Source organism: Enterobacter chengduensis (assembly GCF_001984825.2).
Classification (GTDB): Bacteria; Pseudomonadota; Gammaproteobacteria; order Enterobacterales; family Enterobacteriaceae; genus Enterobacter; species Enterobacter chengduensis.
This window is the reverse complement of record NZ_CP043318.1, coordinates 3,607,140-3,626,039: the sequence shown is the minus strand read 5'-3', so window position 1 is coordinate 3,626,039 and position 18,900 is coordinate 3,607,140. Positions and strand designations below refer to the sequence as shown.

At 51.0% G+C, this 18,900-nt stretch carries 18 protein-coding genes, 1 tRNA gene and 2 pseudogenes; 19 read left to right on the top strand and 2 right to left on the bottom strand.

Translation table 11 applies throughout. The annotated features are described in order from the left end of the window. Positions 1-68 precede the first annotated feature (68 nt). The 19 genes and pseudogenes from tssF (at position 69) to FY206_RS17450 (ending at position 17,760) form a co-directional block, all read left to right on the top strand. Positions 69-1,838: a type VI secretion system baseplate subunit TssF gene (tssF, locus tag FY206_RS17545; protein ID WP_077064461.1), complete on the top strand. Its 1,770-nt coding sequence runs from the start codon at positions 69-71 to the stop codon at positions 1,836-1,838. Continuing rightward, on the top strand, positions 1,802-2,881 hold the full coding sequence (gene tssG, locus FY206_RS17540; RefSeq protein WP_077064462.1) for a type VI secretion system baseplate subunit TssG: 1,080 nt from the start codon (positions 1,802-1,804) through the stop codon (positions 2,879-2,881). Before tssF ends, tssG begins: the two co-directional genes overlap by 37 nt. Positions 2,882-2,937: 56 nt before the next feature. Next, entirely contained in the window at positions 2,938-3,465 is a 528-nt protein-coding gene (gene tssJ / locus FY206_RS17535; protein ID WP_077064463.1) for a type VI secretion system lipoprotein TssJ, read from the top strand. A 4-nt stretch (positions 3,466-3,469) separates the two neighbouring features. Continuing rightward, positions 3,470-5,803, top strand: a complete 2,334-nt coding sequence (locus FY206_RS17530) for a type VI secretion system Vgr family protein (protein WP_100249872.1) — start codon at positions 3,470-3,472, stop codon at positions 5,801-5,803. A gap of 2 nt (positions 5,804-5,805) precedes the next feature. Then, positions 5,806-6,300, top strand: a complete 495-nt coding sequence (locus tag FY206_RS17525) for a DUF4123 domain-containing protein (RefSeq protein WP_077064477.1) — start codon at positions 5,806-5,808, stop codon at positions 6,298-6,300. Beyond that, positions 6,294-6,641 carry a hypothetical protein gene (locus FY206_RS17520; RefSeq protein ID WP_077064464.1) on the top strand — a complete coding sequence of 116 codons (348 nt, stop codon included), beginning with the start codon at positions 6,294-6,296 and terminating at the stop codon, positions 6,639-6,641. The genes FY206_RS17525 and FY206_RS17520 overlap by 7 nt, the downstream gene beginning before the upstream one ends. Next, complete coding sequence (locus FY206_RS17515; RefSeq protein WP_077064465.1) at positions 6,635-7,378, top strand: Tox-REase-5 domain-containing protein; 744 nt, start codon at positions 6,635-6,637, stop codon at positions 7,376-7,378. The genes FY206_RS17520 and FY206_RS17515 overlap by 7 nt, the downstream gene beginning before the upstream one ends. Next, the gene (locus FY206_RS17510) at positions 7,375-8,091 is read left to right on the top strand and encodes an Imm52 family immunity protein (RefSeq protein ID WP_077064466.1); all 717 of its coding nucleotides are present in this window, start codon (positions 7,375-7,377) and stop codon (positions 8,089-8,091) included. The genes FY206_RS17515 and FY206_RS17510 overlap by 4 nt, the downstream gene beginning before the upstream one ends. A gap of 451 nt (positions 8,092-8,542) precedes the next feature. Further along, on the top strand, positions 8,543-9,085 hold the full coding sequence (locus FY206_RS17500; protein WP_077064478.1) for a DUF3304 domain-containing protein: 543 nt from the start codon (positions 8,543-8,545) through the stop codon (positions 9,083-9,085). A gap of 104 nt (positions 9,086-9,189) precedes the next feature. Then, complete coding sequence (locus FY206_RS17495) at positions 9,190-9,723, top strand: DUF3304 domain-containing protein (protein WP_077064467.1); 534 nt, start codon at positions 9,190-9,192, stop codon at positions 9,721-9,723. A 2-nt stretch (positions 9,724-9,725) separates the two neighbouring features. Further along, a complete protein-coding gene (locus FY206_RS17490) occupies positions 9,726-11,513 on the top strand; it encodes a DUF2235 domain-containing protein (protein ID WP_077064468.1) in 1,788 nt (595 codons plus the stop codon). A 5-nt stretch (positions 11,514-11,518) separates the two neighbouring features. Beyond that, positions 11,519-11,769: pseudogene (locus FY206_RS25620) on the top strand (type VI secretion system Vgr family protein); the annotation flags it as partial. A 144-nt stretch (positions 11,770-11,913) separates the two neighbouring features. Next, a complete protein-coding gene (locus FY206_RS17480; RefSeq protein WP_077064469.1) occupies positions 11,914-12,537 on the top strand; it encodes a hypothetical protein in 624 nt (207 codons plus the stop codon). Beyond that, entirely contained in the window at positions 12,537-13,622 is a 1,086-nt protein-coding gene (locus tag FY206_RS17475) for a type VI secretion protein ImpA (RefSeq protein ID WP_077064470.1), read from the top strand. The genes FY206_RS17480 and FY206_RS17475 overlap by 1 nt, the downstream gene beginning before the upstream one ends. Continuing rightward, positions 13,619-14,068: a type VI secretion system baseplate subunit TssE gene (gene tssE / locus FY206_RS17470; RefSeq protein WP_077064471.1), complete on the top strand. Its 450-nt coding sequence runs from the start codon at positions 13,619-13,621 to the stop codon at positions 14,066-14,068. The genes FY206_RS17475 and tssE overlap by 4 nt, the downstream gene beginning before the upstream one ends. A gap of 14 nt (positions 14,069-14,082) precedes the next feature. Further along, positions 14,083-14,553 carry a hypothetical protein gene (locus FY206_RS17465; protein WP_077064472.1) on the top strand — a complete coding sequence of 157 codons (471 nt, stop codon included), beginning with the start codon at positions 14,083-14,085 and terminating at the stop codon, positions 14,551-14,553. A 121-nt stretch (positions 14,554-14,674) separates the two neighbouring features. Continuing rightward, positions 14,675-14,848, top strand: a pseudogene (locus FY206_RS25910) (YdcA family protein); the annotation flags it as partial. A 301-nt stretch (positions 14,849-15,149) separates the two neighbouring features. Then, positions 15,150-16,394 (top strand): GIY-YIG nuclease family protein, encoded by a 1,245-nt coding sequence (locus FY206_RS17455; RefSeq protein WP_077064474.1) that lies wholly within the window; start codon positions 15,150-15,152, stop codon positions 16,392-16,394. Positions 16,395-16,440: 46 nt separating this feature from the next. Further along, a complete protein-coding gene (locus FY206_RS17450; protein WP_077064475.1) occupies positions 16,441-17,760 on the top strand; it encodes a VasL domain-containing protein in 1,320 nt (439 codons plus the stop codon). 38 nt (positions 17,761-17,798) lie between these two features. Here the strand turns inward: FY206_RS17450 and FY206_RS17445 are convergent. Next, positions 17,799-17,873: transfer RNA gene (locus FY206_RS17445), tRNA-Arg, on the bottom strand. Between the two features lie 68 nt (positions 17,874-17,941). Then, complete coding sequence (locus FY206_RS17440; RefSeq protein ID WP_032642040.1) at positions 17,942-18,877, bottom strand: formate/nitrite transporter family protein; 936 nt, start codon at positions 18,875-18,877, stop codon at positions 17,942-17,944. Between the last annotated feature and the right edge of the window lie 23 nt (positions 18,878-18,900).

Below are 18,900 nucleotides of genomic sequence, written 5' to 3'. Positions count from 1 at the left end.
TTCAGTTAACGATCGTCCTCTTGATGACGTCTTTCTTTTGATGATTTTTCCACTCAGGATGTCCATACATGGATGATTTAACCCTGCGATATTACGAAGCCGAGATGCGCCACCTGCGTGAAGCCGGTAAAGAATTTGCCCGCGCCCACCCCGACAGGGCAGCCATGCTCAATCTGGATAAAACCGGGGCACGTGACCCTTATGTGGAACGGCTGTTTGAAGGCTTTGCCTTCCTGATGGGGCGCCTGCGCGAAAAGCTTGATGATGACCTGCCGGAGCTGACAGAAGGGCTGGTCAGCCTGCTGTGGCCGCATTACATGCGCACCATCCCTTCGCTCTCCGTGGTGGCCTTTAGCCCGGAGTGGCAGCAGCTTCGCAAAATGGAAATGCTGGAAGAAGGCTTTTCCGTGCTGTCACGCCCTGTCGGGCCGCAGAAGACGGTCTGTCAGTACCGCACCACCCGCGAGGTGCCGCTGCAGCCCCTGCACCTGGCAGACGCCCGTCTGCAGACCGAACCGGATGGCCGTGCCGCCATTCGCCTTCGTTTTGACTGTCCGGACAAAGTGGACTGGTCAAAAGCCGGCATCGATAAGGTCGCCATTTACCTCGATGCCGAGAGCCCGGTGGCTTCGGCGCTGCATCTGGCGATGACCCGACGGGTTCACGCCATGTATGCCCGCCACAGTGAAACCCGCACCGAGCGGGTACGCTTCGACGGCTGGTGTAAACCCATGGGTTTTGATGATACCGACCGCCTGTGGCCAAAAGGGGATTCAGCATTCAGCGGTTACCAGCTGCTGCTGGAGTATTTCAGCTTCCGCCAGAAATTCATGTTTGTGGAACTGCGCGGGCTCGAAATGACCGGCCTCAGCGCCAAAAACACCTGGTTTGAAATCGATATCGTGCTGAATGATGGCTGGCCGTCAGACCTGCCGTTTGAGACGGAAAACTTTCGCCTGCACTGTGCGCCGGTGATTAACCTGTTCCCGCTGGAAGCCGATCCCCTGACGCCGGACCCGCTGCAGAACGAGTATCTGTTACGACCGATGCGCGTTCAGGATGGCCATACTGAAATTTACAGCGTGGACGACATTCACGGGGCGGTGAAAAACGGCAAACATCCGTATGTGCCGTTCACCAGTTTTCGACACCGTGGCGGCATGATGCGCTTTGATGCGCCGGAGCGTTACTTCCATACCCGTGTGAAGCGCGGTCCTTCGGGGCTGTATGACACCTGGCTTATTCTCGGCGGGAAGTCCTTCGAGCTCGAGCAGTTGTCACAAAGCCCGGAATCACTGTCCATCCGTATCACCGGTACCAACGGTCAGCTGCCGCGCCGGTCACTCGAAAGTACCCTGCTTGACCGGGTGGTGAAAGCCGGCAAGGTGCCGGTGAAGGTGATGAACCTGAAGGTCCCGACGCTCCCGCTTTATCCACCGGCCAATGACCGCTTCCACTGGCGGGTCATGAGCCATCTGGGCTCCAGTTTCTTAAGCATGATGGATAACCCGGAGGTACTGCGCGGAACGCTGGCGCTGTATGACTGGACCGACGACGAGATGAACCGTCGTCGGCTGGAGGCGATTGTGGCGGTGAAGCACACCCTTATCCGCCGCTTCGAACGCGGCTTTATGCTGCGCGGGGTTGATATCGAAATCACCCTGAACGCCGATAATTTTGCCGGGGAAGGAGATGTCACGCTGTTTGGTGAGATGCTGCACCGCTTCTTTGCAATTTACGCCGATGTGCACCTCTTCAATCAGCTCACGCTGGTACTGCAACCGACAGGGAAACGACTGCGATGGAAAGAGAATCACAGCCAGCACATTCCGGGCTGACAGAACAGCTTCGCGACCATATCTGGCGGGTCAATTTTTACCGTTTCTGCCAACTGCTTGAACAGGAAAACCCACTGGCGCCCCCGCTCGGCAGTACCGATAAACTCAGCAATGATCCGGTGCGCTTTCGTCCCTGGCCGGGGATGGGATTTCCGGCCAGTGAACTAAAGGTTGTCGAAACCGATGAAGATTATCCGGACCTGGCACCGACGGTACGCACCACTTTCCTCGGGATGTACGGCGTGGATTCACCGCTGCCGACGGCACTGCTGGATGATATTGCCCAGCGGCGGGAGGGGTATGAAGCTACCTCCGCGTTTCTTGATATCTTCAGCCACCGTATCCTGACGCAGTATTACCGTATCTGGCGCAAGTACGCTTATCCGGTGACGTTTGAGGCGGGTGGTGCAGATGATATCTCCCAGTGCCTGCTCGGCCTGGTAGGGCTTGGTATTCCAGGCACGGCAGAGCAGGTGGCGACGCCGTCATCCCGCTTTCTGGCGCTGCTCGGCACGATGCGGATGCCGACCCGCAATGCCGAAGGCATTCGCCAGTTAATTAGCCTGCTTGCCCCGGAGACGAAGGCCTTCATTATCAGCCCGGACCCGGCCATCGTGCCTGTGACTCATCGCAGCGGACTTGGCAAGGGAAACCGCGTATCCCTGTCGCAGCGAGCCACCCTTGGAAAAAACGGGAAAGAGGCCTGCAGCCGCATTCTGCTGATGCTCGCCACAGATAACCCCGATGAAGCAGAAGGCTGGCTGCCGGGCGGCCAGATACATACCGACCTGATGGTCCTGCTGCGGGTGTATATGGGTTACCGCTCCGATGTCAGGGTGCGTCTCACCGTACCCGTGACCAGTCTGCCAGAGCCGCGGCTGGGTAAGACCCGGCGCGTTCAGCTTGGGCGCACCGGCGTGCTTGGGCTCAAACGCGATAGGCCCGCGAAACGCACGCACCTGACGGTCAGTCTTGGCACTTATAAAGGACTGACTTGCCTTGCGCTTCCTCCGGCACAGTCCGGTGATTACCGGTTTGACTAATGTTCCACGTCCTGACCCCAATTAATTCTGTTGTGAAGTCTGAAAAGGATCTCCGAATGACATTCGCTTCCCTGCAACGCTGCGCGTTCCTGATGCTGCTTAGTGTTCTGCTTACCGGCTGCGGCCTGACTCAGGCGGTCTCTGACGGCACCGTCAGCGCCACGAAAGCCATTTTCTACAAAAAAATCAAGGTGCTACACCTGGATTTCGAGCCGCGTGCCGCCGCCAATGCAGATGAAAGCCAGACGCCGCTGGCCACAATGCTGCAGGTGTATCAGCTTAAAGACCGCCAGAAGGTGGATGCCGCCGATTACCAGAAACTGCTGCGCGATGCGGACACCACCCTGAAAGAAGACATCATTGCCAGTAAGTCTTTGCTGGTGATGCCCGAAGGCAGCGTTATCCTCAGTATGCCGATGGACGAAGACGCGAAATATGTCGCAGTGGTGGGGCTGTTCAATCGCCCGGATATGCGCAACAACAGCTGGCGCCTGGTACTGACCCGGGATGATCTTGATCCGGATAGGCCGCGCACCATCCAGCTGAACAGCACCGGGCTGACCCTGGTGCCGGTGAAGGAGTAAGTACATGGACACGCTGCAGGATAACTGGCTGGCCCTGTTTGACGGGCAGACTCGCTATACGCTTGAGATAAATGACAGTCCGCTTAAGCCCGACGTGCTGAACTTCCACGGTCGTGAGGCGCTGAACGAACCGTTCAAATGGACCATTGAGTTCACCACCGCGCAGCAGGGCATCACCCGTCAGGATGTGATGCTGAAATACGCCACTCTGTCGATGCGCTCCGGGCGAGTGGTTCAGGGCGTCATTACCGGCTTTAAGCACCTGAAAGAAACCGCTGACCAGACGCATTTTGCGCTGACGCTCTCTCCGCGCCTGGCGTTGCTCACCCACACCCGCCGCTGTGCTGTGTATCAGAATGTCTCCGTACCGGAACTGGTGGAGCAGATACTGCGCGCCCACGGTCTGGAGGGCTCAGACTTTGAGTTCAGGCTGGAACGCATCTACCCACCGAGGGAACTTATTACCCAGTGGAGGGAATCCGACCTGCAGTTTATCCAGCGCATCCTGGCTGAGGACGGTATCTGGTTCCGCACCGGGGTGAACACCACCACCGGGCTCGATACGGTGACCTTTGCTGATAGCCAGCTGCAGTACCAGTTTCATGTTCAGCTTCCCTACCGGGAGCCGTCGGCGCTGCATGACGGTGCGGTCGAGGCCGTGTGGGATGCGCGGGTATGGCACAACACCGTCACCGGCAGCGTGGTTACCCGAGACTACAACTACCGCACCGCCACCACACCGATGGATGCTCGTGCCGAAGTGCGCAACGAAATGGCGACCACTGGCGAACACTACCGTTATGCCGCTCCTTACCGCGAGGCCGGTGATGACACCAGCGCTGAACCGGAGACCGAAAGCGGGGCGTTTTATGCCCGCATTCATCATGAGCGGGAACTGAATAAAGCCATCCGCCTGCATCTGTTCAGCAACGCCAGCCACCTGACGCCGGGCATGGTGCTGGAGACCGGTGACAGCGACGTGCCGGAGCTGAAAGAGGGGATGGTGATTACGCTCACCACCTTCCGTGCCGCCCGTGACACTCGTCTTCATGTCTCAGTGTGGGGGATGCCTTACAGCGAGCAGTACTGCTTCCGCCCGAAAACGGCGCCGCGCCCGGCGATTGCCGGGACGCTGATGGCCCGCGTGGAGAGTGAAGAGAAGAATGACCCGTATGCGCACCTGGACAGCGAGGGCCGTTACCGGGTGAAGCTGGACTTCAGCCGTGAGGACGCAGAGCCCGGCAACAACTATCTGTGGATACGACAGGCGAAGCCGTATGCCGGGGAAACCTATGGCTGGCACACGCCGCTGATTGACGGTACGGAAGTGGGGATTGCCTTTGACGGCGGCGACCCGGACAGGCCGTACATTGCCCACGCTTTTCATGATTCAGAGCATGCGGACGTGGTCACCCGGGATAACCGCAGCCAGAACATTCTGCGGACAGCAGGTCGTAATGAACTGCGGATGGAAGACCAGCGTCAGGCAGAGCATATCGCGCTCATTACGCCGTTTGGGGCCACAGCGCTGAACCTGGGTCACGTCGTGGATGCCCGGAATGAACCCCGCGGTACCGGGTTTGAGCTGCGTACCGATGAATTCGGGGTTATCCGTGTGGCGAAAGGGCTGCTGGTGACGGCGACGGGTCAGACCAAAGCCGAAGGCGATGTGCTGAGCATGGATGAAGCCCTGAGAGAAATCGATATGGGCCGTCAGCGTCTGGCCCAACTGGCGGATGCAGAACGACAGGCGCTGGCGCTTGAAGCGGATGTGGCCAGCCAGATAGCGATGTTCAGTGAACGACTGAAACCGCTGAACGAGGTGATCCACTTCACGGCACCGGAAGGCATGGCGTTTACCAGTGATGAACACCTGCAGCTGACCGCAACCGACAATATCGGCGTCAATGCCGGTGGGGACATCAGCACCGGTTCACTGGGCAATACCGCGCTGCTGGCAGGACAGACCCTCGGGTTGTTTGCACAGAGCGGTAAGCTGAGTCTTATTTCTGACCAGGGCCCGGTACGGGTGCAGGCACAGAACGGTGCCCTGCATATGAGTGCGGCGCAAAAGCTCAGCATCAGCAGCATGAGCGACATCCTGTTTGCCGGCAAAAAGAAGGTGACGCTGATTGGCGGTGGCAGTTACGTGAAGATAGAAGCGGGGGGTATTGAGTACGGAACGGCACATACATACACACGTAATATCAAGCGCACGCAGAAGCTGCGGCCAGCGAGCCTCCCTTTCCAGGCTATCGCAGGAAGTGGCATTTGCCTCAGTTGCCTGATGAAAGCAGCGATAAATGGCGACACTTTTGTTATTCGGGGGGAGTCATGAATATGAGTTTTACACTGTCTGCTTTGCTTCTTATGAACTCTCCGGAGCATTCGCTGTTTGCCCTAGTGGATGGTCTGCAATTTGAACGTTATTTCGGGAACGAATTGGAAGTGCAGCAACACAAAATTCTGCCTTTATTTGATAAATATCCGGATTCACGAATTGCTTTTGCGGGGCCATGGATTATGCAAATGAACCACTGTATGGCTGAATGGGAACGTTTAAATGAACTCGAAGCACAGTATCCAGCTGTTTCCTGGCTGCTTTCCAGGGCAACTTTACAGGAGTTGGTTACTCATTTTCAGAACGTAATGAACGTCATGATGCCTGACGGGAAGGTTGCACTGATGCGGTTGCAGGATCCACGGGTTCAGATTCGTATGGGCGAATTACTGGATGACGAACAACATCACAAATTAACCCGACTCATTGATGAGTGGCTGTCGCTGAGCGACGGCAGGATCTATTCACTGAAGAAAAAGGATTTCATATGCTGACATTCTCAGAGGAACAATGTGCAACGACCAGCCAGATGGAGGATGACGCGTTTGTCAGAGATACCGCCAGAAAACTTAAATCCCAGTATCCGGTGATTGTTGAATCAGACGATGTTTTTTACCCCCGGCTGAAAGCTGCACTGGCATTCGCCAATACGATCCCCATAAAAGAGATGAAAGCCCGGCGGGATTTTTTATTTCTGGAAGCTTTTTTTGTCAGTTTTTATTGTGTTCCTGAAGCGGATAATTGGTTGAGAACCTCTAATGGCTATTCGGCAGACCAGCGTCTGGAAGATCTGAAACATATTCTGATAAACAGGGAGAAGAGAAAATCATGGTAATGTTCCCTATAAATCCTACCGGGATGGCAGGGATGGCTGGCGCTGCTGGCGGCGCGATTGGTGCGTCATCGTATCCCGGAGCACAGCGTGCTCCGGCTCCCTGGGATTCAGATGACGGAAGCTGGGGAGCAAGCCGTTCCCAATCCCCTTATAGTGGATTCACCTGGCAGGGAAAACGTTATGATCCCATTTTGAATCAGCCCATGGAAGTCAGTGCAGAAATGCATGGTAATTATTGGGAAGATGATATGGATTACAGCGAATCCGTGACGTACGAAGATGTTGGTTGTAAGACGACCATAACGGCAAAAAGTAAAAGCTGTCTGGCCTGCCCGCCGGATGGGAAGGTGGCGCCGATGGTGCGACGTTGTTCTCGCTGGAGTGAAGTCACCATCAGTTATCAAACCCGTATTTGTGGCACGTACTACAACCCTGAAACGAAACAGATTCAGGAGTTCAAATATTGTGGGGTGTCGTTTGACGGCTGGAAGGAAGCGTTGTGTCAATTTTGGGAAGCCAAGGCACGGTATGATCAGTTTTTTGACGTGTTTGGCGATCCTAAAGGATGGTGGAAAGGGTTTAAAAGTGGATTAAGTCAGGCTGCACGCCACCAGGCTGTTGCGACAGTGAATCAACCATTAAAAGTCGTCTGGGTTTTTATGCAACCAGTTAGCTATCGTTATTTTTCTAAAATGTTTAAAGACTTTAAAGATATAATTACAAGATGGGTGCCATGATGAGATTATCAGCGAATGCATACTATGAAGATGATCGCCTTCCTAGTGTTGAATTATGTCTGGATGAATTATTCTTTGTTTCTGAATTGTTAGATGTGTTATTAGGAACAAAAAAAAGATGGTATGAAAAGGGATACTCAAGAAAGCAGGCGTTAGAGCATGTGGTGTTCAATCATGACAAGGCTGAACCGAAGGTCGTTGAAAGATGGAGTAGTCGAATAAATAAAGAATATCCATTAATAATCGATGGCGTATGGGATGGTGAGGTTGATAGTAAGATATGTTCTATAAACTATATAAAAAAGCATGTTGATAATATAAAAAAGACCAACTTAGATATTAGTATTACTTGTGGTGAAACGGAAGTGAGTACAAATAAGGTTGTTGGTTTTTTAACTTCATTGGTGAATAATAAAGAACATATGTATGCATCCATAAATACAAATGGATATTGGAATAATGATGAGAATGTATTTCCCGACCGAATTCCTGTCGGATGGATGATTTATATTCCTGTTGTATTGCTGCCAGAGCTAATACCTGAGGCAGGTAGAGTAGTACCTGTAGTAGCTGCTGGAAAGCAAAAAGGAACTATTGTTGTCTCAACTACAGATATCTTTGATGGACGAAATAAAGAGCATATTAGTAAAGCTAATGATATGGAAATAAAACTTTTGGATCTCGGTTTGTTACCTCTAATGACTGAGCTGTAATTATACCTGTCCCTGGAACTCATCACCCAGTGGCGGGAATCCGACCTGCAGTTTATCCAGCGCACCCTGGCTGAAGACGGTATGCGCACCTGGACAGCGAGGGCCGTTAAGCCGGAAGTCAGTAGCGTGCTCAATGAGTGGCAGAAGATGCCGACCAGCAAATCATTTCCACCCTGCGCGCAGTATGCAATGGTGATAAAAGCATTAAAAAAGAGCGAAAAGGCAGGTTTATTATCGCTAATAGATAAGTAGATTTTTGCGCTTTATTACCTGAATGGTGGGAAGGTTATGCTTGAATCAGCCCGTCTAAAGGCAGTTTTACCTGAAGTGATAAGGGGGACGCACTCACTGGCTGATGTGCTGGCTCACTTTGAGAATGGATAATACCGAAAGGCAGTAAAGATTTTAAACCAGGAAAGTACAAGCGTTCGGCTAAAACGGAATAAAGATGATGGGATTTTTTAAAACCTTTAGCAAACTTGATAATGCTGTAAATCACGGCTACGCCCTCTGGGGAAAATGGATTTGGGGAAGCTTGCTGGCGATGATTCTGGCATACGGTGGGTGGTTAATCTGGGCATCCATCTGGGGACCACCGACTGGAGGGGTAACGCTAATTATTCACAGTGAAATTGACAGGCCAATTATGGGATTCAGTGTGAATGGCGTTGCTGGCCCAAATGCGTCTGCATATAAAAAAAATCCTTATTCAGGTGGCGGAGGAGCAGCTACTTGTTGCGGTAGCATCAGTGGGAAAACAGCAGAAGTCATCTGGACATTAAGCACTACACGTGCTCAGTATGATGCAGGACTTCGCAAAGAAACTCGTCGTGTGATAATGCCTTTGCCAGAAAGAAAGTGGGGAGAGAATGATCTGCATGTACACTTTTTGCCTGGAGATAAAGTGCTACTGGGCTGGAGCGATAATGCCTGGTCGCCTTATGAAAAACGTCCAGGTACTTCTGATAAGGCTGCAAAGGAGGAGCAAAATTGATGGATATCGAAAGTATTATTGCAGCTGCAAATCGTGCTCAGCAGGCAGAGGATGCCGGACTGGGAAATTGTTCAAGTACCGTTTGTAAAGCAGGAGCATAACTGATGGGGCTTTTTAAAACCTTTGGTAATGTTGATAACGCAGTGAATCGCGGCTACGCGCGCTGGGGTAAATGGATTTGGGGAAGTCTGCTGGCGATAATCCTGGCATACGGCGGCTGGTTAATCTGGGCATCAATATGGGGACCGCCAACCGGCCCGGTCACATTAATTATTCACAGTGAAATCGACAGGCCAATTCTGGGTTTTAGCGTGAATGGTGTAGCGGGCGCTAATTCGGCTGCACATAACAAAAATAATCCATATGCTTCGGGGCCTGGTAAATCAACCTGCTGCGGCAGTATCAGTGGGAAAACAGCTGAGGTTATCTGGACGCTAAGTACTACCCGAGCCCAATACGATGCAGGGCTGCGCAAAGAAACCAGACGTGTTGTGATGCCATTGCCAGAGAGAAAATGGGAAGAAAATTATCTTCATGTTTACTTTTTTCCGGATGATAAAATTCGTTTATGGTGGGGAACCGGGTTTATAAGCCCTAAAGCTGACGCTATTTTAATCAACCCCAACGCACGGGAATAATAATGGCTATCGAAAGTATTATTGCAGCTGCAAATCGTGCTCAGCAGGCAGAGGATGCCGTGCTGGGAAATTGTTCACGTACCTGGCATGTTGGTTTCTTTTTTGATGGCATTCATCGCAATATCGAGCAGGATGCTCCAGAACAACGTGTTAGTAACGTAGCTCGATTGTTTAGAGCGCATCCAGACCTCAAACGAAATACATCTCATGAAACATACGATGCATTTTATATTTCTGGCCTTGGAACTCCATTTCAGGAGAATCTCACGTCGAAACTTCATACTATTATGGATGGTGCAAAAAGTTCTGCGTTGGATGATCTCAAAGATCAACCCAAAGAGATGATGAAAGATGCCGGCATGGAGTTAATTAAGGGAGGGGGGTGGTGGGAGATTCTAAAATATTCAGGAAAAAAATTGATTAACCCCACTGAGTGGAAGAAACTGACGACTGATACTGCTAAAAGCGCAGCCAAAAGGACGTTTATAGAAGCGACCCCTTGGTTACGCGATAATCCCACAATTGCCGATATGCTGGTTACTGGGGTTGATACAAGAATTATTTCCACAAAAGTGACGTTTGAAGAGGCATTCAAAGAGGCAAAAAATAAAGGCCCGGTAACCATTAAACTAATCTCCCTTTCTTTTTTTGGCTACGATCTTGGTGCAACACTTGCGCGTAAATTTATCGATACCTTGCTTAGTGATGTTTTTGAGAAACAAGGGGATAAATACTACTATCAGAAGATACCTGTAGATATTATCTTTACCGGATTATTTGATTGCGCACGTCATACTCCTGCCAGTAGCAATAATGGTGTGGACTGGTTTGTTTCCGCCTTTGGTGGACCGATAAGAGGCATCAGTGTTTTACTGGGTGATAAATCAATTGACCAGGAGTCGGCATTACCTGAAACCGTTAAAAATGCGCTTCATCTTGTCGCTACTCATGAAAATCGCCCCTGGCGTAGCCTCTATTGCCTGGGTGGGAGTAATAACAAGCATAAGGAAGAACTGTTGCCTGGCTGTGCGGAAGACATAGGCGGCGGTCTTAAACCGAATGAGCAAAAACCAAGTGCGGAACTCTGTCGGGTAGCATTACACCGGATGTACCGGGCGGCGACCATGGCAGGAGTTCCTTTTCCAGACCTACAAACGCTCGACCAAATTGATACCGACGTAGCTGCCTATTTCGTTATGCAGGATAAGGTTGAGAATAAGTCAGTCGCACAATGGACGAAACGTTACCAGCAAGCGGTTCCTTTTAAAACAGTCAATATCGGTGCACAAAATCGTCACCTGGACAGTTATATAGAATGGCTGGGAAAACAATATTATCAGTATCGTTGTGAATGCATTCGATATGAAAAACTGCGTGGGAATGTTTTGGCTTCAGCCGAAGCATCCGCCGGGTTGCTGGGCATATCGACACAAGCTAAAGAATCTGCGGGCAACTATCAGAACGAACTGGATATTCTGAAAAAAAACTGGGGATGGCTGGAAGATGTCCATGATGTAGCAATCAAAATGAAAAACAGCATGGAGCTCAATCCTGATGATATGCGTCTCGAGATTGTGCCTGATATCTATGGGCCAGCATTGAGGCGAGCGAAACGTTTTCTCGATTATGCCAATGCAGCTTACCTCGGTCAGCCTCAACCTTTTCCCGAAGATAATGCCCCTTCTGAAATGTATGCCTGGTTTGTACACGATATTCAAAGAGTGGAAAGAGGGGCAGCGGTTTCACAGGACTTTTTGGTCATTCGTTCACTGGAAAATCCTGAAGCATAGCCTCGTTTAGCAACACCAGCCACCTGACGCCGGGCATGGTGCTGGAGACCGGTGACAGCGACGTGCCGGAGCTGAAAGAGGGGATGGTGATTACGCTCACCACCTTCCGTGCCGCCCGTGACACTCGTCTTCATGTCTCGGTGTGGGGATGCCTTACAGCGAGCAGTACTGCTTCCGCCCGAAAACGGCGCCGCGCCCGGCGATTGCCGGGACGCTAATGGCCCGCGTGGAGAGTGAAAAGAAGAATGACCCGTACCGGTGTCGATACACGATTAAATTCGGCAAAATTACGTTTTGAGCGTTTTTTCGAACGAGCCAAAACAAATAGTCGGGTAATGCGTTTCGTTCTCATGTTGGTGATAACGCGCACCATTATGGCGCGAAGCGAGCCAGTGAAGAAGTGGAGTATTTCAAGCGTGATAAGCCTGACTGGGTAGATGTGGGCGTCAGTGAGAGCAAATTTAGAGCGCTGGAAAATTTTAAGGAAAAAAAATCTATAATAGATGGTTGGCCTGACATAAGTAGTACCAGTAAAAATCCTGCACTAAAAGGCAAATTTGATACTTTTGACAAATCCATGCAGGCTGTTGAAATTCCACCTGGCACGGTTATCTATCGTGTGGTTGATCCATCGTCGAGTGATAACAATATCTGCTGGATGCGTAAGGCTGAATTTGACAAGCTGACCAGTAAGAGTGACTGGCGGCGGCGTTTTGCTGTGTGGAAGAGTTGGAATGAGAATGGTGAGTTTGTCACCTATACCATTCCACCTGGGCAGCCCCTGAAGGTCTGGGAGGGACGTGCGGGCACGCAGATTAATCATGAAGCCCCCGAATACTCACTGGAAGGAGGTGCTGTGCAGATTGTACTGGATCCGTCACAACTGAAAAAAGAGTACACCGGATCGAGGCAGAAAACAGGCTGGGGATATGGTGATGCGGCTAACGATCCTGCTTATCCGTATCAGGGATTACCAAAACTCGAAAATACCCATAACTGGTATGAACCAAAGGACAAAAGCTAATGGCCATCTTACATCCTCAGGAATGTTATTTACTTGAAAAATTCATTTCTCCTGAACATTACGCTGCCACGCGTGATGCAATTATTGCTTATATCGATGCTCATGAGGAAGCCTTTGCCCGCTATTTACGAGAAATGCCGTTAAACAGCCGTAAGCTTCCTTTGTGGCAACAGGCCGATATGGTGTGGGGGAATCGTGTTCTGCCCAATATTCGCTCTGCCAGAGAGCGTTATACAGAAGTATTTATTCTGCGAACCCATAATGACGTCAAGGCATTTAACATCGGTCATACCATGAGTAATATCAACAAAGGCATTGCCGAATGTTGGGGTGGCTGGATGACAAAAGAAGAAATCGAAACGATATCTGAACTAGGACGTATAGCGTCAGTGCTGGGTCGAAGGTTGTCAGTAACAATTAGAGGTAATTGGGATGAGGGGGATTTAACATATGATGGTTACGGTGACGAAGGTTACGGTATTTATAGTTACGATGATATTCCAGCCAAAATCCCTCGTTATGAACTTGATACATCTATTCGCATAGAGTTAGGTGATAATCCCGAGGAGACTGGAATTTATTTGCCTGATATCGATTATGCGCCAGCTCGATTTATTTCAGCAAATTACGGGCAACCGGCATCAGCACTACAAGGTGTTCAGCGAAGTGAATACGTTTCTAGTGATGGGAAACGGAGCTATAGCTGGAAAGACTCTGAATGGGCCAAAACAGGCTGGACGCTGATCCGTCGCGTCGAAGGTGAATTTATCGATGTTCCGCCTGAAGGTTTCTTCCCCGAAGGAAAACCTGAAGAATTATACAATTGGCCACTGCAGGAAATAGAACTCCTGCAGGAAAAAAGAGTGCGTATCACCCGTTGGAGCGGTGATCTTGCTCCATTCGACGCTCGTCGGGGTACTACACTTAACGGTACGACACAATACACACAGACTCGCGCAGGACAGGCCATGCCTGAGTTTGAAGATAAAGGCGGCAAAATGCATCGTGCCTGCTGGTCGCTGCTTGAGAGGGATGATGGCGGCAGCATGTTTACTGTGTCTCCAGAGGAGGAAGGTTGCTCATGACGCACACTTCGCCCTCACTATGTGAAATGCTTTACGGCAATTTTGTCGGTGATCTCGATCTTCACCTGGTCAGCGAAGAAAATCAGGTCATTCTGTCAGTTCTGGATAATATGCAACGTATCCTTAACTGTAGAGCAGGAACGCTGGCACACATTCCAGATTATGGTTTGCCAGATATGACCACCATTCTTCAGGGGTTGCCCGGTACCGCGCATAAGCTGATGTCCACACTCTCAGAAGTACTGCTCAAATACGAACCACGCCTGAAATCGATTAACGTGGTGTTGCTAGATCAGAAAATTCCCGGGGAACTGCATTATGCCATTGATGCTGAGCTGAAGGACATTGGCCTCGTGCGTTACGGCACCGAGTTTATGCCGGAAGGACGGGTTCTCCTGCGACATCTTAAGCAACAGCAGTATCTTGACACGACGACCCGTTTATAAGGCCAGAGAATACCATGTCAGTAAAATCACAGTTCCTCAAAAAACTACAGGCCAGACAGCCAGTCCCGGTCTCATTTGCCAGCAAGACTCAGGCGGATATTGCGGAATTTCGCCAGCGTATAACGCAACTTCAGGAATTGATGGACGCGTGGCTGGTGGATACCGGACTGACTGTAGAGGCGTTCATGGCATCCGTCACTGACCTGCTGGTGGAAGGCGGGGCTTTTGACATTGCCGGTATCGTCCTGCGTGTCGAGGACCGGGCCATAAAGTTTATGCCACTATTTTTGTACGGTCAGGGCGTGACCGGGTGCGTGGAGGTGACTTTTCATGATGGAGAACGCATGACTCCACTGGGGCGTTTATTCATGCGGTCAGGTATCGAGAACGACTGGACCTTTGCTCCGTCTGGGGCTCTATCCCGCCCTGGGCAAAGTTTTGATGAAAGTACATTTTATGGTCTGGCTTTAGTACTACTGCCATAGCGGGTAATGAAAGATGACTTGTTATCTTTACGTTGAGTCATTGCATATTTTTCTGACGAAACAGTTAATAGCTTTCAGATTGTTTACCCCCAAAGTAGCGAAATAAATCACGGATATGGAAATGAGAAAATTAATCCTCCTTCTGATATTAGGAATGCTGTTTACGGCACAAGCCGACGCTGCGCGTGGAAGGCAGCCCTGCTCAGGCTCAAAAGGCGGGATATCGCACTGTACATCAGATGGCAGTTTTGTCTGTAATGACGGGAGCCTGAGTCAGTCAAAGCGATTTTGTTCCGGTTATGGTTCCTCAGAAGTGGGCAATCGGGTAAAAACGTCCACTTACACTCCAAAAACGCAGACGAAAAAGATGACAGCGGTGAAAAAGCAGAAATTGCAACCCGTTGCAGAAAACGACGAACCGGTCAGTGCACAACCCCGACAGCCCACATGCGCTCCCCTGTACATGGCTAATAAGCCCGGCTATACCCATTTACCGATTTGTTCAGGAAATCAGTATTAATACGATATGGTAAAGCATATTTTCCCGTTGTACAGATTAAATAATCAGGATTGAAAAAAAGGGAATAAATTAAAAAATGGCACGAAGAAAAAAAGATAACAATGCTGCGAGTATTATTCTGGTTATTCTTGGTGTAATTGCTTGGGGTGTTTATGTTGCGATAAGAGCATTAATTAATCTTAATGAGCGATTCATTGAGTCTGTATCGAATCCGGCAGGCATTATTGCTCTGTTCTTTGGTTTATTAATTGCCGTTGCGCTCATAGCGCGGATTCTCATTTATCGTGGGTTCAGGAAGAAGACAACGGAGCTCGAGCAGGCTGTGTCGGACCTGGCACAGAAAGAGAAAGCCTTTGACGAAACCGTCAGTACAGAAGTGGCTCGCGGTCTGTATCAGGGAAAGAAACAACTTTCCGGCCAATGGGATGATTTTCACAATGCCAGAAATAAAGCCTCCCGGGCACTGCAGCGTATTGTGGACTCCGCGTATAAATTCAAAGTCAAAACACTGCTTTCCGGCACCACGATAAATAACTGGCAAAGCAAGTACGACCAGCTCAGGAAGGAGAGGGGCGCTTACGCTGATATCAGCGAGAAAATCACTTTTCTGGAACTTGAAGATAATGCCGACTGGGAAGACGTAGAACAGCAGTTTCTGCATAAGGTCGCCCTGCTGGAAAAAGCGCAGGAAGAAAAAGAATATCAGGTAGAGCTCAAGCGTCAGATCCGGGAAGAGAAACAGCGACAGGATGAGCTGGAACAGCAGCAGCGCGAAGCGGAAGAGGAGGAGCAACGCCTTGCAGAGCAGCAGCGTTTACTGGAAGAAGCTCTGCTCGCCGCTGAAGGTGCTCACAGGGAAGAGCTGGAAAGACAGCGTCTGGAGCTGGAGCAGAAAATCCGGGACGTGCATCAGCAGTATGAACGCGCCAAATCAATGGCCCAGCTCACGAAGCAGGGACATGTGTATGTGATTTCGAATATCGGCTCCTTCGGTGACAACGTCTTTAAAATCGGCATGACCCGACGGCTGGAACCTATGGAGCGCGTGAAAGAACTGAGCGGGGCAGCCGTGCCGTTTGATTTTGACGTCCACGCCATGATTTCCTGCGATGACGCCCCTGCGCTTGAAAAGACACTGCATGACCATCTGGAAAGATACCGGATTAACCGAGTCAACCTGCGTAAGGAGTTTTTCCGGGTCGAGCTCAGTCGGATAATTGATGAGGTGGAGCGTCATCACGGGCAGGTCGAATATATTGCTGACCCGGTGGCGCTACAGTTTCTGCAGAGTCTCGAATATGCAGAAAGCGAAGCCGCATAAACATTAATTTCGTCTGGTTCCAGCCACATCAAATGGATATATGGTCATGAAAGACATCACCCCGCGTAAAATCAAAACCGGCGGCGACCCGCGCACGCTGCCGGACTATGCCGCCCTGCGCGATGAGCTCAGTAAGCTCACGCATCCGGCTCGCCCTGATGTGAACTGGCAGTCTGTCGAAAAACGCTGTCTCTCACTGTTTGAGCAGAACGGCGTAGAGCTACAGACGCTCTCCTGGTACACGCTGGCACGAACGCAGCTGGCCGGGCTACCCGGGCTCAACGAAGGGCTCACGATACTGGAGGCGCTGATAGGCCATCAGTGGGGGACGCTGTGGCCGCAGCCGGTACATGCCCGAATGGAAATCCTCAGCAGCCTGAGCCAGCGTCTGCAGCAACGGTTGCGCTCGCTTGCGCTCAACTACAGTGACCTCAGCGAGCTCTATCAGGCTGAACAACGCCTCACCGCGCTGGGGGAGGTGCTGCAGCGTCTCGAGCTTAAGCATCTTAGCCAGCTCGAGACGTTGCGTGTTCAGGTGCACAGCAGCGCAGTCCGGCTGGAAAACAGCGATGGAGCGACGGTCCCGACCAGCAGCCCTGTCGAGGAAAATAACGCCCGGAACGAAGCGGCAAAATGGGTATACGTCGCGCAGCCGGAATACCAGGCGAATGTGGAAGTCCAGACGGCAATACCCGTTCAGGTGAATAGATGGAAATTCTTCATCGCCGGGATGTGTACCATGCTGACGATAAGCGCACTTGCAGTGTGGGGCTGGCAGTATCTTAACTACCCTGACCCGCTACAGGCTCAGCTTGCAGCCTCACTGTCACCCCTCCCAGCACCTCTTTCACCTGAACAGCTTAAAACGTTGCGGCAGCAATCTCCGCTACCGCAAACGGCGCTTGCGCAAACGCAGCAGCAGCTTGCCCTGCTGGATAAATTGCCTCCCGACTGGAGCATTACCTACAGTCGAAAACTCACCGAGCAGGCGGAGATACTGTGGCCGGAGCAGGCTAAGCCACTTGTAAAGCATTGGCTGCAACAGCGGAATGCCGCGGCGTTACCGGATGAACAACTGAACGGCTGGCACCAGGGCATGGCAACGCTGGAGACGCTGAGTCATCGCCTGAATGGCCTTGATGAGCAGAAGGGTAAATACATGACCGTGAGTGAGTTGAAGTCAGTCGTTTTTGCCGCCATGCAGTCATTTAATAAGTCGATACCGGCCGAAGAACAGCTGCGAAGGCTGTCGCAGACTCCTGAAGGAGATGCGCTTCCTGAAGCTAACAAGACGCAACTTGAACTGCATTTCAAACAGCTGTTAATGCGCTATGCCCAAATAAAACAGGATGCTTCTGCTCAATAGGTTGACGGCGCGGATTTGCGAAAAAGAGAGGGAGGTCATGGTGTCCCCTGCAGGAATCGAACCTGCAACTAGCCCTTAGGAGGGGCTCGTTATATCCATTTAACTAAGGGGACGAGGCGGCACGAGTATAGCGTTATTTGCACTTTGCGTTAAGCGCATCGCCGCCTGACTGCTCAAAGAGTCACCGTTCAGCCCGTTTTTTTGCTGATTTATCCTCATTTTGCTGTGCCTTAAGCTCAGCTTTGCGTTTGTTCGACATGTCGTTACGTATTTGAGCATGGCTTAACAGCGCAAAGATAAACGTTCCGCCGCAGATGTTTCCCGCCAGCGTCGGAAGGGCGAAAGGCCAGAAAAAATCGCTCCAGTGAAGCGTACCGTTAAAGACCAGATAGAGGATTTCAACGGTACCAACCACAATATGCGTGGTGTCCGCCAGGGCAATCAGCCAGGTCATCAATATGATTACCACAATTTTGGCGCTCCCCGCCGAGGGAAACATCCAGACCATCGTGGCAATAATCCAGCCGGAGATGATGGCATTCGAGAACATCTCGACTGGGGTGTTTTTCATCACGTCCATGCCAATTTTCACAAAGGCATCCCGAGTGGGTTCATCAAAAATCGGCATATATTCAAATGCCCATGCCGCGATGCCGGTGCCGATCATATTACCCAGCAGAACCACGCTCCAAAGCCGCATCAATAAACCAAAATTGCCGAGGGTTGGGTTTTGCATTACCGGCAAAACGGCGGTCACCGTATTTTCGGTAAACAGCTGCTGGCGGGCCATGATGACAATAATAAAGCCGAAGGTATAGCCGAGGTTCTCCAGTAAAAAGCCACCGGGGACGCCTTCCAGCTGGACATGAAATATCCCTTTTGCCAGCAGAGATGCGCCCATTGAGAGCCCGGCAGCGATGGCAGACCAGAAGAGGGCCATGGCATCGCGCTCCATCTCTTTTTCGCCATCCTGGCGTATATGCTCGTGGATGGCCATCGCGCGGGAGGGAAGGCGATCTTCATCAATTTCTATCTTCTCGCCGCGCGCTTTCTCCTCGCTTTCAATTTCAAGTTCCTCATTGCTCTCGCCAATTTTTTCTTCACCAATGTCTTTCATATCTGCTCCCGGAGGTTGATCTT